Below are 13,453 nucleotides of genomic sequence, written 5' to 3' on the forward strand. Positions count from 1 at the left end.
GGCTCACTCCCCGGAGACTTTCAGGTCGTTGGGCGGCAGGAAGCCAGGATGCGCCACGCCGTTGCGCTGGGTCACCTCGGTCACCCGGGTAGCGTCAGCAAATTGCTGATACGCCACCACCAGCGCCGGCAGGCTTTGCTTGAACGACAGGTTGATCAGCCGGACACCGGACGACGCCACGGCCGTCAAGTGCGCGGCCATTTGCTGACGCAGGTTGTTCATTGCCTGATAGTGATCCGGAGCGGCCTTGAGGGAAGCCTGCCAAATGGCTTCGTTGAGGGCATCGCGCAAGGCGAGCACGTCATCGGCCACCGGCACGTCTCGGCGCTGGACCGGTTGCGCCGCCTGTTGCGCCACCGATGGAGTGGCGTCCAGCTTGACCACCGGCGCCGCCACTGGCATCGCCGCAATCCATTGCGCCGCTTGCACCAGCAAGGTGTCCTGGACCAGATCGGCAACCGCCTGGGCCGCCGCCGTGGTGTCCTTGCCGGTGGTGAGTTTGGGCGCGTCCGCCTGACGGATGGCTTCCACCTGTTGCGACACGCTGGCAATCACGCCGCGATAGCCGTCACGGGCAAAATCCTTCAGCTCCCGAATGTCACCCAGCAGTCCCTTGAATTCCGCCGCCACTTCCTTGGGCAGCTCCTTGACCGCCTTGACCAGATCGCTGAGTTGCCGATAGGTCTCGATCAATGGTTTGAGCTCCTGCTCGATGACGCCATAAACCTCCTTGAGGCTGTTGCGCAGATCCGCGATGCCGATCCGCGCCGCCTTGATCAGGCTCATGGCGTCTTCGAAACGCCGCACCGCCGAGCCGAGGAAGCTGTCGGCCGAGACCAGCAGCAGTTTCTGGCTGTTGATCGCCGCCGAAGGAAACTGCAGCGGCTGGTCGGGGTAGAACTTCAGGGCAAACGTGACCAGCCCGCCGTCCTGGCGGGTCTGGGTCATGTCGCATTCGCCCACTTTGACCTGCAGGCGCCCCAGCCATGGATGCACCAGTTCACCGCTGCCCTGCTCCAGGGCTGCGAGCAGTTTGTCGCGCTGCTCCAGGCAATCGGGGCCGACGATGAACGCCGTCAACTCGTGGATGCGTGCCTGCCGGCCGAGCCCCTCGAAATACGGCAGGTCACGCTGCGGGTACTCATGCAACTGGCCTTTATGACCGATCGGGGTTTTCGCCTGGTCGACCCAGAACCCGACGCCACGAAACGACGCCGGCAACAAACGATCACGCCAGCTCATTGGAACCTCCTGCGGAAAGTGAGCGATAACCGATGCGCGAACTCACCGCCAGGCCCGGTTGATTGGTCTGGGGCGGGTCGGCGCGCAACCCCGCCGGCGCGTTTTCGAAGCGCACCGTCAGGCCGCCTTCCAGTTGCGTGCGGTTGTTGGCGGCGCTTTGTTGCACCAGGGCTCCGGAAGTTTGCGGCAATGCCCCTGGGGTCAAGGACGCTCTGGGAGACGCCATGGCAGGCGTCGGCGCAAGGCTTGAAGACAGCCCCGAAGGCTGCTCGCTGGCCCCGCCAAAAAACGCCGGTGCCAGCTCACCCTTGCCTTCGGCATTGGTGGCGCGCTGCGCCTCGGCCAATCCCTCGACCTTGCCGGTGAACGAGGCAATCACCTCGCCGAAGCCGCCATTGAAGAACGCCTTGATTGGCGCGATCACGCCCTGCAGCTCGTCCCACCATTGGCTGAACCATTCACCCACCGGTCCCCACTGCCGGGTCAAGCCCTCGATGGGCGACCAGTCGAACAGGCCGCTGAACACCGCCAGCATGATCGAAACCTGATTGCGAATGCCCTCCCAGATCCCGGCGAAGACTTCGCCAATCGTGCCCCAGTTGGCCATGATCAGCCCCAACGGTGTCCAGTCGAACAGGCCTTTGAGCGCGGCCATCACCGGCACGGTCAAGGCCTTGAGCAAATCCCAGATCGCCGCGAACATCCCGCTCAGGGGCGTCCAGTTGGCAATGATCAACCCCAGGGGCGACCAGGCGAACAGCGTCTGCATGAAACCGATGATCGGCGTCGCCGCCGCCACGATCACATTCCAGAGTGCGCCAAAAAAGCTGCTGATCGGCCCCCAATTGCTGATCACCTGCCCCATCGGGGTAAAGGCGAACAGCGTCTTGAAGAACTCGACCATTGGCAGGACGATCGGCGCCAACCGTTGCCAGAGCCCGGCAAAAAACGCCGAGATCGGCGTCCAGTGGGCGATGATCATCCCTGCCGCCAAGGCGATGCCCATGGCAATCAAGCCGATGGGGTTCATCTTCAAGGCCAGGTTGACTACTTCCATTGCCTGGCTCGCGCCGCTGACCGCCGTCTGGATCGCGTTGAACGCGACGACGCCATTCGCCAGGCCTTGTACCAGTTGCGGGTTGTCCTGCAGTACCTGGGCCACGCCGCTGACCATCGGCTGCAAACCGACCGCCACCGCGTTGACCGCAGGCCCCAGCGCCGAGCCGAACTGCACCGACACATTGCTGATGGAAGTCTTCAATCCCTCCAGGTTCTGTGCCGCTATGCGAGGCGCTTCCGGCGCCTGGACGGCACTGGCCGCCGCGCTCGCTGCGCCAGCTTCGTCCTTGAAGGCCAGTGCCGACTTGAGCCCGTCCATGAACGGTTGGGCCAGGCCGCCGCTGGGCAGCAGCCCGGAAATATCCAGGCTGCCCAGGCCCGTGGCGTCGAGGTTCTGCTTGAAGCTCGCGACCTTCGCTCGCAGGCTGGCGAGCTTGGGCGACAGTTCGTCGATACCGGTCAGCAGTAGCGCCTTTTTCTCTACCTTCTGTGTCTCTGCCATCACTGCACCTGCTGCATCGCATTGATCCGTTGCGCGTGCTCCAGGGATTCGCGGAGCACATCCAGTGGCCTGGCCATCATCTGTTCGGGGTCAACCTTCCAGAACCAGGCCAGGTCATAGGTGGCGGTGATCAGGTCGCCGATGGCCGCGACGCCGCACTCATGAAAAAACTCGCGACGGCCCAGCTCAGCGCGTTGAGATCAGCCAGGTCCAACTGGTTGACCGACGACGGTGGGATACCGGCGCACACCGCGATATATTTGGCCGCGACGTCCATGTCCAGGCTGACCTCCTCGCTCTTGTCGATCTTGTACGGCAGCGCCTTGATCGCACGGACCTCCTGCACCGTCGGACGGCGCAAGGTCAGTTCGCTCAACGGCTCGCCGTGGGCCTCGATGGCCACGCGCAACGCCACGACATCAGTCATTGCCAGGTCCCCTTGATGCCTTCGAATTTCAGCTCGATGGTAGCGTCGTCACCTTTGGATACCGGCTCTTCCACCAGATACGCGCCAGCCAGCACGTAGACCTTGCCGTTGCTGAATTCGCAGGTGACGGTCATGTCAGTACCGGCGACCAGCTGCTTGAGCGGGAAGTCGGCGGTGTGCAGCGCGGTGACCTTGAACGACGGCGCGATGTCGGTTTCCTTGTAGAAACCCGGTACGACAGTCTCGCGTTTGGTAAACATCAGTGGCGCTTCGCAGCCGCCGTTGATGGTCAGTTGAGCGCCGTCCACTTTGACGTAGCAGGTGCCCGCAATCAGTTGACCCATGGTGTTTCTCCCTTCAATAAAAAGCCCACGCGAGGTGGGCTGAATTCATGCAACTGAGTGCCACTGTCAGGCGGCGGCGTCGTATTGCAGGCGGAATTGGTTGAGCAGCGCGAATACGCGCAGGCCGTTGATGTAATCCGGTGGGAACAGCACGTTGACCCGGCTCGGGTCCTGGCTGTCGCGTTCGACGATCAAGTGCTCGGCAAACAGCTCGGCGTTTTCCACATGGCCTTCCAACTCAAGCTTGGCGTACTGGGCGATCAACTCACCGCGAATGGTGCTCGGGGTGACGATGGGCTGGCCGGCGCCGAAACGAGTGCCGTCGGAGGCCAGTTTGTGGCGACCGTATTTGCTGGTGATCACGCTTTGCAGGCGCCGCACGATGAACGCCGACTGGTGCATGGTTTCGCTGTCCAGGTAGGAGTTGTCCGCCTGGCCGAAGGCATTCTTCTGATAGGTGGTGATGGAACGCTGGATACGAACGTAGCCGCCTTCGTAGTAAGCGGTCGCGATGCCGTAGTTGAGCAACGACTGTCGCTCGGTCAGGGTGAAACGCTCGCTGGCCGATGCCGGATCGAGCCCCGGCAGGCTGCCGCTTTGGGTCGGGCGGCTGGCGTCGGCGGAAATGAACACCGCAGTGCGCGCGGCCAGCGCAGCGGCCTGGACCCAGAACGGTTGCGGCACGCCTGGCTCCAGGGCCTGGATGGTCATGTGCTGGTCGTTGCGGGCCTGCCCGGCGGCGACAAGAGTGCCGAGGGTGCCGCGCTTGGCGCTGTAGACGTGACCGAACAACTGCTTGGCCCAGGACCAGCGACCGGTGCTGTCATCCATGACCGCTTGCCAGGTGTCGAGGCTCGACACGTCGGACCACGGCATGGCGATGAATTCGAACGGCTCATCGCCCAGGGCGGCGACGGCGGCGGTCTGGTCCGGCACACCGGCGCCGCCGGCCATGGCGGTGATGGCAGTGGTCAAGCCGGCCGGGGTGTCTTCGCCGTTGCTCTTGCCCAAGCGATTGAATTGCAGGCTGATGTCATTGCCGCTAGCGCCGGTCCATTTGGTACTCAGGGTCACCACGCCTTCGGCGGCCGCGGCGGTCACCGGCAGGTCGGCGGATGCGTTGATCTTGAGGGTCAGCGCCGTGGCCGCCTGGGCAGCGCTGGCACCTTTGACGACGGCGGCCTGGACACGCACACCACCGACGTACAGGTTGAGCACGCCGCTCTCCGCAGCGCTGCCGGTCAGCGTCAGCGTGCCTTGGGCAATCGCCCCTTCGACGTTATGCAGCGGCAGGCACCAGATCTCACCGATCGGGTCGGTTTTGCGCCAGGTTTCGTACATCGACGCCAGCATCGAGCCTTGCCCGCCAATGCTCTTGGCCAGCGCGACGCTGGACACCAGCACCAGCTTGCCGGCTTCGGCCGGGGCGATATTGTCGTTGACCTGGGCGACGATCAACCGGCGCATGGCCGACGACGCGCTATTGGCGGCCGAATTGTCCATCTCGGCGTAGAACAGCGGAACACGAATGTCCGCGGGAATGTTGCTGAATCCAATCGCCATTATTTGGCTCCCTTCGGTTTTGCCGCTTGCACGGCTTTGGTAGTGATATCGCCATCGGCCAGACGTCGACGCCACCAGGCGTTGTCCGGCACTTCACGGCCTTCGAGGGGCAACAGATCGCCCGCTTCCGGGTCCGGTACGGCGCGGCCAGGGGCCGGCAGCACGGTGATGCGTTTGCTCATGGGGTTACGTCTCCAGAGAAAGTCAGTTCCAGGCGCCCGTCGGGGCCGGGACGTTTCAGGTTGGGGTCCGCCGGGTCGATGGCATCGACGCGCACGGTGGCCCCGGTAAAGGACGACAAGCCGTCCAGTTCACGCTCATGCCAGCTTTCGGCAGGCTGGCCCGGCAGATTGCGGCCCAGCTGGAACTCGGCGAAAAAGCGCAGCCGGTACAACACACGACTGCTATTGATGGAAACCAGCTCGCTGCCGTCGTACTCGACGCCGGTGTACTCAGCGCCCGGCTTGAACCCCACCAGCGCGCGCCACAGTTCAGCCCGTAGGTCGTGCAACAGATCCAGCGCTTTTGTCGCGTCAGTCGCGTCGAGCACCAGCAAGGCATCGAAACGATCACGCACCGCTTGCAGCGTGACGTTCTGCGCCGCGTTCTTGCTGGCAACGTCGGCGGTTGGCAGGACATAGGCGCAGGGGAGTTGCAGCGGGGCCTCGGCTTGCAGCGTGGCGAGGTCAAAGCCTGCCGCCACGCGACGGGCGAGCGTGGGGCACTGCTCACGCAGTTGCGTGAGGATCGGGGTGATCTTCATGGGGGAATTCCAGTGGTATGGAAAGTAGCGTCAGGGAAACCTGTGGGCGCGAGCCTGCTCGCGAAAGCGGTGTATCAGTCGATGGAGATGTTGGATGTCAGAGTGCAATCGCGAGCAAGCTCGCTCCCACAGGAGATAAGTGGCAGGCCCTGGCATCCAGGCAAGTCGCCTCGATCTTGCAGCGGCGGCGGGAAATCAGTCGGAACGGGAATCGCGCGGCGGTAGCTCACTGATGCCCATCCGCTTGGCGGCCCAACGCTCGTAAAGCCCGATGGCCACGTCAGCCCCGGCCATCGCGGTCAGGCAACCGAAGGCACCGGCGGCCCAGATCGACAGGCCCATGGCGTACAACAGCATGATCGCCGAGACGCCACAGATCATGCAGGCGCCGGAGCGCAGGGCCAGGCGCCGCAGCAGTGACCAGCCACGGGCGCCCTCCTTGTCGGCACGCCACATCTCGCCAGTCACCCCGCCCACCAGGGCGAGCATGATGACCAGCCAGATCGGCATGTCCAGCAACGCTTGTTGCTCGTTTGTCATGTCTCGTTTCCTGGGGGTGATTAAGATTGGGCGGGCAGGTTGTTTGAAGTTGGATGAGATGTGGGTCGGTGCCCTGTTGCGCTACCGAGTAATCAGCATGTCCACACTGGTCGCGTCGCAAGAGTTGTTAGCCTTTCTGTCGATGACCAGATAAAGCGAAGACGTCGGCGTAACCGCTACGTTGTTCAGCATGAACGTGGCGCTACCGCCGTTAGCCAGGCTCCCGGACTGGAGCACGGTGTCGCCCAGGTTGAGCGACCAGCCAACACCATCCCCGCAGGCGTTATGCAGGTCATTGACCCGACCCAGCACGTTGATATTGCCGATGACAGGACTGGCCCAGCGGAAGATGCTTTGGCTGTTGGTGCCGGGATGCGTGGCCACATCGCCCTGCTTGAATACGAAACTGGTGCCCGAGCCGGTGAAGGTGAAGCTTTCATTTGGAATGGAGATCCAGGCAGCTGTCACATCGTCGCGCCAGCAGGTGGTTGGCTTGCCATTACATACCCCGGCCTGGAACGACGGAAAGAGCGTGTAGTTGGCCGAGGCATTCACCCCCGATTTGTTTTGCATGAACGACCAGGGCGAGCCGGCCGGCGCCGCTTCGGTCATCAGGTACATGTCCCGGGCCAGGTTCCACGACAAGGCCGTATCAGCCCAGGCATTCAGGGACAGGAAGGACGACAGAAACACCGTCGTCAGCAGAGTTTTTTGCAGTAGTTTCATTTTCTTGCCTCGATGGGTGTCATTGAGTTGGCAGTACGGTTTATCCCGCACGCACTGTTCGCTCGCCGGCGTTCACTCGAGGCTCAACGGCCTTCACATGATTCAATGTCCCGCAACGGGGACACTTGATCTGGAGTTCGGTGTTCTCGCCCATGCGGGCAAGAAGTCTTTTGCAGTTACCGCATCTGAAATCCTTCAGCATTTAAAGCCCTCCCACGGCGGCGGTTTGAAGTACCTCGCGGCACAGGCATTCCAAAAAGCCCGGTCGCCCAGGCTTTTCAGTAATGCGCTTGATCTTTCGGCGCGACTGGCGCGGTACGGATCCATTCAAATTGTTCCTCCGACCGCGGTCCCTGCCCGCCGGATAACTGCTTCTGGTGCTTTACGCTGCACACCCGGGTCAGTTGCCAACCCTCTGAACCGTTAAGGCCGGTTCATCGCTGCCTGTTGGTGGAACTAAAGAGCTTTGTTGCCAGCCGCTTTGTCGAGCGGCTTGGACACAGAGTATGCATGGATGCATATACAGTCAATGCGTAAATGCATTTATTTATGCACAAGGAATGCGCAAATGCATGGAGCCCGCGTAAGTACCGGGCTTGAAGGTTTCCAGGAGGCGAAAAAAAACCCGCACGGCGGCGGGTTTTATCTGACAGCGGAAGGGTTAACGGGCGTACATGCCCCACCAGAAGACGTGACCGAGGATGACGATCTGCTCGTCCTGCATTTCCTGGAACGTGTAGTCCTCGTCCGGATGCTCATCGCGGTTGAAGCTGCGTAGACGAATGCCGGTTGGCAGGCGGTAAAGCTGCTTCACCCGCAGTTGGCCGTTGTGGTTGATGGCGTAGAGGTCACCGTCGACGATGTCGCCGATCCCGCATTTGCCCGCGTTCACCCCGACCGTGGCGCCGTCGCGCAGCACCGGCAACATGCTGTTGCCGCGCACCGTCACGCACTTGGCCTGGTCGAACTGCACGCCGTTGTGGCGCAGGCTGCGCTTGCCGAAACGCAGGCTTGAGCGCTCGCTTTCCTCGATGACGAATCTTCCTGATCCAGCAGCCAATTCAACCTCACGCAGAAAAGGAACGGACACCTCGTCTTCCTCGACGGGCGTGTCATCGTCCCACAGGCTTATGTCCTTGAGTTCGGAATGCGGCTCTTCGCGGCGGCTGTTGCCGGCAGGCGCAACGTCGACCCGCCCACGCAACTGGTCGGTGCTCACGGCGAAATATTCGGCGATCTTCGAGATGTGTTTATCCGAAGGGTCGACGATCTTGCCGCTGAGGATCCGCGAGAGGGTGGACTGAGGCACGCCGGTACGCCGGTGAAGCTCCGTGGGGGAGATCCCGTGCTGATCGAGCAATGCTCTTAATACGGTAGAAACGTTGCGTTTTTGCATAACGCGCATAATGCTTGTTCTTTTCGTGGAAGACAAATGCTGTTTTGCATAAATACGCAAACACTGTGCTTAAGTTCTGCCAGATGCTTTTGTGGCGAGGGAGCTTGCTCCCGCTTGAGTGCGCAGCGCTCACAAAAGGGGCTGCTGCGCAGCCCAGCGGGAGCAAGCTCCCTCGCCACGGGATTCGTCCTACACCGCCTTAGGAAAAACCTCCCACCTCGTCCTTCAAATGCGCATCGCGAGACTACGTTGCCTTGCGCCTCTGCCTACAACTACGCCAGAATCCGCCGGCTTGTGCGCCTTGGGCCCCACCGGTACTTTTGATCTTGTCACTGTCCATCAGTGATCGGGTTTAGTAGCCCGGCATTCCAAGACGTACATCGCTCCGCTCAGCCAGATATTTTTACCTGCGCTCAATGGTAGCTGTGCGCAGGGCGCCCTCGGGCGCGCCGGTTTCTTGGATCCCCGGTCTACTAACCTGCGTACAGCTGCCGCCCATCTCGTTTAGTAGCGGATTGGTAGTGGCTCCAACTCAAGGATCCAAGACCATGTCCAAACAGATACCAAATCCCCTCGAAGATAACCTCAAGCCGAAAGCCGAAGAGGAAAGATCCGATACCCTCTACCTTTTGCTCCCAACATCGACACCGAATGCCTGCTCGCCAACCTCAGCGAAACCCTGGCCTCGGCCAACGCCATGGTCAGCGATCTCGCGTTTGACCTGGAAGGCTCGCGACGATATATCGCCCTAGGGATCCTCCAGATGATCGAGCTGAGCCAGTTGCTGGCGAATCGGGCGTTGGATGTGGTGGTTCCCAGATAAAACAGGCCGATTCGACGAGAACAAAAAAAGCCTGCATGTCGCCAGGCTGTTCATTCAAGAAGGACAACCCCCTATGGCGAGGGGGCTTGCTCCCGCCGGGTTACGCAGTCACCCCGTTTCTAGCGGCCGCTGCGCCCCCAAAGCGGGAGCAAGCTCCCCCGCCACGTCGTTATCAACTATAAATGGGCAGCAATAAGCACAAAGAGGCCTGGGGAGTTCGATACAAACAGTCAGACCATCGAAAAGGGATCGGATTAATGACGGAGAATGCCGATACACGCAGCCGGCTACTGGCCTCAGCAGACCAAGCCGTCCATGAAGACGCATTGCGCTTCGCTCGGTCCAATAAAAAAGCAATCGCGAAGCGACTGACAGATAAGGCTCTTTATCCGCCAGAGGAAGCGCCCGTGTCAGTTTTTATGGCAGGCTCTCCGGGCGCCGGTAAAACCGAGGCATCAATAGCGTTGGTGAATCTGTTCGCAGATTCAGCGATCCTACGCATAGACGCAGATGAGCTACGAAGCGAGTTTCCAGCTTACGCTGGAGCAAACTCCTGGCTTTTTCAGGGAGGAGTTTCGATTCTGGTCGATAAAATGTTGGATTTCGCATTAGATCAAAGGCAGTCCTTCATCCTTGATGGAACGTTTTCCAACATAGACGTAGCAAGACGAAACGTAGATCGCTCCTTGAGAAAAGGCCGATTCGTACAAATTCCTTATGTATATCAGTCGCCTGTACTCGCCTGGGGATTCGTTAATGCTCGCGAGGCGGCCGAAGGCAGGAGGATCCGCAAAGAACATTTCATCAAGCAATATTTCGCCGCACGTGACGTAGTGAACGCGCTTAAGCTAGAGTATCGCGGCGATGTCCATGTGGACCTTTTACTCAAACATATCGACAATTCGGGACGACTTTACAAAGCTGGTGTCGATAAAATTGACTACCATATCCCTGAGCAACACACGCGGGCCGACCTAGAGGCCATGCTCGAGCCACCATCAGGAGGGCACCTATGATTTCGATCAAGCTGGGCTTGTCCAAAGGAACCAAAAGCACCTTTGCCGATTTTATTCGTAATGCTAAATCGGACCAAAAAAAACGTGTTTATAGCGAGGTTTTGACAGAGGCTACCAAGCAGCAAAACCTGGTGATGATGCAGGCCGAGGCGAAACGAGGCTGATATCAAAATTCAAGAGAAGCCCGACTACATGTCGGGCTTTTTGTTGCCAGATTTACCTGGCCAGAGGGTTTTCCGCCACATTCTGGGAAAACAATCGAAGCCACTCATCCCTGGGTCGCACCAGACCGCCCATGTTAACCTTGCGCCCATCGCGGAAAAGCCGGGCCAATGCCCCCACTTTTGCCCCACACCTTTCAACGAGCTTTGCCTGACACCCATGAATACAGCCGTGAACGACCTGTCCTCCCACACGCCGATGATGCAGCAATACTGGCGCCTGAAGAACCAGCACCCCGATCAGCTGATGTTCTACCGCATGGGCGACTTCTACGAGATCTTCTACGAGGACGCGAAGAAGGCCGCCAAGCTGTTGGACATCACCCTGACGGCGCGTGGGCAATCGGCGGGCATGGCGATTCCGATGTGTGGGATTCCTTACCACGCGGCGGAAGGCTACCTGGCGAAACTGGTCAAGCTGGGCGAGTCCGTGGTGATTTGCGAACAAGTCGGCGATCCGGCCACCAGCAAGGGCCCGGTGGAGCGCCAGGTCGTGCGGATCATCACCCCGGGCACAGTCAGTGACGAGGCATTGCTGGATGAACGTCGGGACAACCTGATCGCCGCCGTCCTCGGCGACGAGCGCCTGTTCGGCCTGGCCGTGCTGGACATCACCAGCGGCAACTTCTCGGTATTGGAAATCAAGGGCTGGGAAAACCTGCTGGCGGAACTGGAGCGGGTCAATCCGGTGGAGTTGTTGATCCCGGATGACTGGCCCAAAGACCTGCCAGCGGAAAAACGCCGTGGCGTACGTCGCCGGGCGCCGTGGGATTTCGAGCGCGACTCGGCGTTGAAAAGTCTCTGCCAGCAGTTTTCCACCCAGGACCTCAAGGGCTTCGGCTGCGAGAACCTGACCCTGGCCATCGGCGCCGCCGGCTGCCTGCTGGCCTACGCCAAGGAAACCCAGCGCACCGCCCTGCCCCATCTGCGCAGCCTGCGTCACGAACGCCTGGATGACACGGTCGTGCTGGACGGCGCGAGCCGACGCAACCTGGAACTGGACACCAACCTGGCCGGTGGCCGCGATAACACCCTGCAATCGGTAGTCGATCGCTGCCAGACCGCCATGGGCAGCCGCCTGCTGACCCGCTGGCTGAACCGACCGCTGCGGGACCTGACGGTACTGCAAGCACGCCAGTCTTCCATTACTTGCCTGCTGGACCGGTATCGTTTCGAGCAGTTGCAACCGCAGCTCAAGGAAATCGGCGATATCGAGCGGATCCTCGCGCGGATCGGCCTGCGCAACGCCCGTCCTCGCGACCTGGCGCGCCTGCGCGACGCCCTCGGCGCGCTGCCCGAACTTCAGGTGGCGATGACCGACCTTGAAGCACCTCACCTGCAGCAGCTGGCGCGCACCACCAGCACCTATCCGGAACTGGCCGCGCTGCTGGAAAAGGCCATTATCGACAATCCGCCAGCGGTAATTCGGGACGGCGGCGTGCTGAAAACCGGTTATGACGCCGAACTCGACGAGCTGCAATCGTTGAGCGAAAACGCCGGCCAGTTCCTGATCGACCTCGAAGCCCGGGAAAAGGCCCGTACCGGCCTTGCCAACCTCAAGGTCGGCTACAACCGCATCCATGGCTACTTCATCGAGCTGCCGAGCAAGCAGGCCGAGCAAGCCCCGGCCGATTACATTCGCCGCCAGACCCTCAAGGGCGCCGAGCGTTTCATCACGCCGGAACTCAAGGCTTTCGAAGACAAGGCCCTGTCAGCCAAGAGTCGTGCCCTCGCCCGGGAAAAGATGCTCTACGAAGCGCTGCTCGAAGACCTGATCAGCCAGCTCCCACCGTTGCAGGACACCGCCGCCGCCCTGGCGGAACTGGACGTGTTGAGTAACCTGGCCGAACGCGCGCTGAACCTGGACCTCAATTGCCCACGCTTCGTCAGCGAGCCGTGCATGCGCATCAGCCAGGGTCGCCACCCGGTGGTCGAGCAGGTATTGACCACGCCGTTCGTGGCCAACGACCTGAGCCTGGACGACAATACCCGCATGCTGGTGATCACCGGTCCGAACATGGGCGGTAAATCCACCTACATGCGCCAGACCGCGCTGATCGTGCTGCTGGCTCACATCGGCAGCTTTGTCCCGGCGGCCAGTTGCGAACTGTCCCTGGTGGACCGGATCTTCACCCGGATCGGCTCCAGCGATGACCTGGCCGGTGGGCGTTCGACCTTCATGGTGGAAATGAGCGAAACCGCGAACATCCTGCACAATGCCACCGAGCGCAGCCTGGTGCTGATGGACGAAGTCGGTCGCGGCACCAGCACCTTCGACGGCCTGTCCCTGGCCTGGGCGGCCGCTGAACGTCTGGCCCAGTTGCGCGCTTATACGCTGTTCGCCACGCACTATTTCGAATTGACGGTGTTGCCGGAGAGCCAGCCGCTGGTGGCCAACGTCCACCTCAACGCCACCGAGCACAACGAACGCATCGTGTTCCTTCACCACGTACTGCCCGGCCCGGCCAGCCAGAGCTACGGCCTGGCGGTGGCACAACTGGCCGGTGTGCCAAGCGACGTCATCACCCGCGCTCGCGAGCACCTCAGCCGCCTGGAGACCACCAGCTTGCCGCACGAGGTACCGCGCCCGACCAAAGGCAAACCGGCCGCGCCGCAGCAAAGCGACCTGTTCGCCAGCCTGCCGCATCCGGTGCTCGACGAATTGGCCAAGCTCGACCTCGACGACATGACCCCGCGCCGGGCGCTGGATTTACTCTATACATTGAAGACACGGGTCTAACGCACAGGCTTTCAAGCTGTTAGAATCTCGCGCGGTTTGGGATGCTGCGGCCTATTAGCCTGGGTTTGCAGACAATCGCTCCCGAACCTCG

The 13,453-nt window shown here is 61.1% G+C and carries 14 protein-coding genes and 1 pseudogene; 4 read left to right on the plus strand and 11 right to left on the minus strand.

Going from position 1 to position 13,453, the window contains the following annotated elements; all coding sequences use genetic code 11:
* Window positions 1-3: 3 nt before the first annotated feature.
* The 11 genes from M1E16_RS21540 to M1E16_RS21590 all read right to left on the minus strand — a co-directional run bounded on the left by M1E16_RS21540 (window position 4) and on the right by M1E16_RS21590 (window position 8,562).
* Entirely contained in the window at window positions 4-1,242 is a 1,239-nt protein-coding gene (locus M1E16_RS21540) for a DNA circularization protein (protein ID WP_458128332.1), read from the minus strand.
* Complete coding sequence (locus tag M1E16_RS21545) at window positions 1,229-2,803, minus strand: phage tail protein (RefSeq protein WP_458128333.1); 1,575 nt, start codon at window positions 2,801-2,803, stop codon at window positions 1,229-1,231. The genes M1E16_RS21540 and M1E16_RS21545 overlap by 14 nt, the downstream gene beginning before the upstream one ends.
* 130 nt (window positions 2,804-2,933) lie before the next feature.
* The gene (locus M1E16_RS21550) at window positions 2,934-3,230 is read right to left on the minus strand and encodes a phage tail assembly protein (protein WP_458128334.1); all 297 of its coding nucleotides are present in this window, start codon (window positions 3,228-3,230) and stop codon (window positions 2,934-2,936) included.
* Window positions 3,227-3,574, minus strand: a complete 348-nt coding sequence (locus tag M1E16_RS21555) for a phage tail tube protein (protein ID WP_024780162.1) — start codon at window positions 3,572-3,574, stop codon at window positions 3,227-3,229. The genes M1E16_RS21550 and M1E16_RS21555 overlap by 4 nt, the downstream gene beginning before the upstream one ends.
* A 66-nt stretch (window positions 3,575-3,640) precedes the next feature.
* Window positions 3,641-5,137 (minus strand): phage tail sheath subtilisin-like domain-containing protein, encoded by a 1,497-nt coding sequence (locus M1E16_RS21560; protein ID WP_458128335.1) that lies wholly within the window; start codon window positions 5,135-5,137, stop codon window positions 3,641-3,643.
* A complete protein-coding gene (locus M1E16_RS21565) occupies window positions 5,137-5,319 on the minus strand; it encodes a DUF2635 domain-containing protein (RefSeq protein WP_434601704.1) in 183 nt (60 codons plus the stop codon). Before M1E16_RS21565 ends, M1E16_RS21560 begins: the two co-directional genes overlap by 1 nt.
* Entirely contained in the window at window positions 5,316-5,900 is a 585-nt protein-coding gene (locus M1E16_RS21570) for a phage tail terminator protein (protein WP_458128336.1), read from the minus strand. The genes M1E16_RS21565 and M1E16_RS21570 overlap by 4 nt, the downstream gene beginning before the upstream one ends.
* 195 nt (window positions 5,901-6,095) lie before the next feature.
* Complete coding sequence (locus M1E16_RS21575; RefSeq protein WP_458128337.1) at window positions 6,096-6,440, minus strand: phage holin family protein; 345 nt, start codon at window positions 6,438-6,440, stop codon at window positions 6,096-6,098.
* Window positions 6,441-6,521: 81 nt separating this feature from the next.
* Window positions 6,522-7,166 (minus strand): hypothetical protein, encoded by a 645-nt coding sequence (locus tag M1E16_RS21580; protein ID WP_458128338.1) that lies wholly within the window; start codon window positions 7,164-7,166, stop codon window positions 6,522-6,524.
* Between the two features lie 40 nt (window positions 7,167-7,206).
* Window positions 7,207-7,368 carry a Com family DNA-binding transcriptional regulator gene (locus M1E16_RS21585; protein ID WP_458128339.1) on the minus strand — a complete coding sequence of 54 codons (162 nt, stop codon included), beginning with the start codon at window positions 7,366-7,368 and terminating at the stop codon, window positions 7,207-7,209.
* Window positions 7,369-7,827: 459 nt separating this feature from the next.
* The gene (locus M1E16_RS21590) at window positions 7,828-8,562 is read right to left on the minus strand and encodes a LexA family transcriptional regulator (RefSeq protein ID WP_305501185.1); all 735 of its coding nucleotides are present in this window, start codon (window positions 8,560-8,562) and stop codon (window positions 7,828-7,830) included.
* 521 nt (window positions 8,563-9,083) lie between these two features.
* Here M1E16_RS21590 and M1E16_RS21595 point away from each other — a divergent pair.
* The 4 genes and pseudogenes from M1E16_RS21595 (at window position 9,084) to mutS (ending at window position 13,362) form a co-directional block, all read left to right on the plus strand.
* A pseudogene (locus M1E16_RS21595) lies at window positions 9,084-9,385 on the plus strand (DUF6124 family protein).
* Between the two features lie 257 nt (window positions 9,386-9,642).
* A complete protein-coding gene (locus tag M1E16_RS21600) occupies window positions 9,643-10,401 on the plus strand; it encodes a zeta toxin family protein (protein ID WP_458128340.1) in 759 nt (252 codons plus the stop codon).
* Window positions 10,398-10,565 carry a hypothetical protein gene (locus M1E16_RS21605; RefSeq protein ID WP_305499122.1) on the plus strand — a complete coding sequence of 56 codons (168 nt, stop codon included), beginning with the start codon at window positions 10,398-10,400 and terminating at the stop codon, window positions 10,563-10,565. The genes M1E16_RS21600 and M1E16_RS21605 overlap by 4 nt, the downstream gene beginning before the upstream one ends.
* A gap of 229 nt (window positions 10,566-10,794) precedes the next feature.
* On the plus strand, window positions 10,795-13,362 hold the full coding sequence (gene mutS, locus M1E16_RS21610) for a DNA mismatch repair protein MutS (RefSeq protein ID WP_434572145.1): 2,568 nt from the start codon (window positions 10,795-10,797) through the stop codon (window positions 13,360-13,362).
* Window positions 13,363-13,453: the final 91 nt, after the last annotated feature.

This window comes from Pseudomonas sp. Z2-11 (assembly GCF_054161305.1).

What these genes read in the sequence shown, in the direction of transcription:
- M1E16_RS21590 (WP_305501185.1), bottom strand. Translation starts at nt 8,562, where the DNA reads ATGCAAAAACGCAACGTTTCTACCGTATTAAGAGCATTGCTCGATCAG.
- M1E16_RS21570 (WP_458128336.1), bottom strand. Translation starts at nt 5,900, where the DNA reads ATGAAGATCACCCCGATCCTCACGCAACTGCGTGAGCAGTGCCCCACG.
- M1E16_RS21540 (WP_458128332.1), bottom strand. Translation starts at nt 1,242, where the DNA reads ATGAGCTGGCGTGATCGTTTGTTGCCGGCGTCGTTTCGTGGCGTCGGG.
- M1E16_RS21600 (WP_458128340.1), top strand. Translation starts at nt 9,643, where the DNA reads ATGACGGAGAATGCCGATACACGCAGCCGGCTACTGGCCTCAGCAGAC.
- M1E16_RS21585 (WP_458128339.1), bottom strand. Translation starts at nt 7,368, where the DNA reads ATGCTGAAGGATTTCAGATGCGGTAACTGCAAAAGACTTCTTGCCCGC.
- M1E16_RS21545 (WP_458128333.1), bottom strand. Translation starts at nt 2,803, where the DNA reads ATGGCAGAGACACAGAAGGTAGAGAAAAAGGCGCTACTGCTGACCGGT.
- M1E16_RS21550 (WP_458128334.1), bottom strand. Translation starts at nt 3,230, where the DNA reads ATGACTGATGTCGTGGCGTTGCGCGTGGCCATCGAGGCCCACGGCGAG.
- M1E16_RS21555 (WP_024780162.1), bottom strand. Translation starts at nt 3,574, where the DNA reads ATGGGTCAACTGATTGCGGGCACCTGCTACGTCAAAGTGGACGGCGCT.
- M1E16_RS21560 (WP_458128335.1), bottom strand. Translation starts at nt 5,137, where the DNA reads ATGGCGATTGGATTCAGCAACATTCCCGCGGACATTCGTGTTCCGCTG.
- M1E16_RS21575 (WP_458128337.1), bottom strand. Translation starts at nt 6,440, where the DNA reads ATGACAAACGAGCAACAAGCGTTGCTGGACATGCCGATCTGGCTGGTC.
- M1E16_RS21605 (WP_305499122.1), top strand. Translation starts at nt 10,398, where the DNA reads ATGATTTCGATCAAGCTGGGCTTGTCCAAAGGAACCAAAAGCACCTTT.
- M1E16_RS21565 (WP_434601704.1), bottom strand. Translation starts at nt 5,319, where the DNA reads ATGAGCAAACGCATCACCGTGCTGCCGGCCCCTGGCCGCGCCGTACCG.
- M1E16_RS21580 (WP_458128338.1), bottom strand. Translation starts at nt 7,166, where the DNA reads ATGAAACTACTGCAAAAAACTCTGCTGACGACGGTGTTTCTGTCGTCC.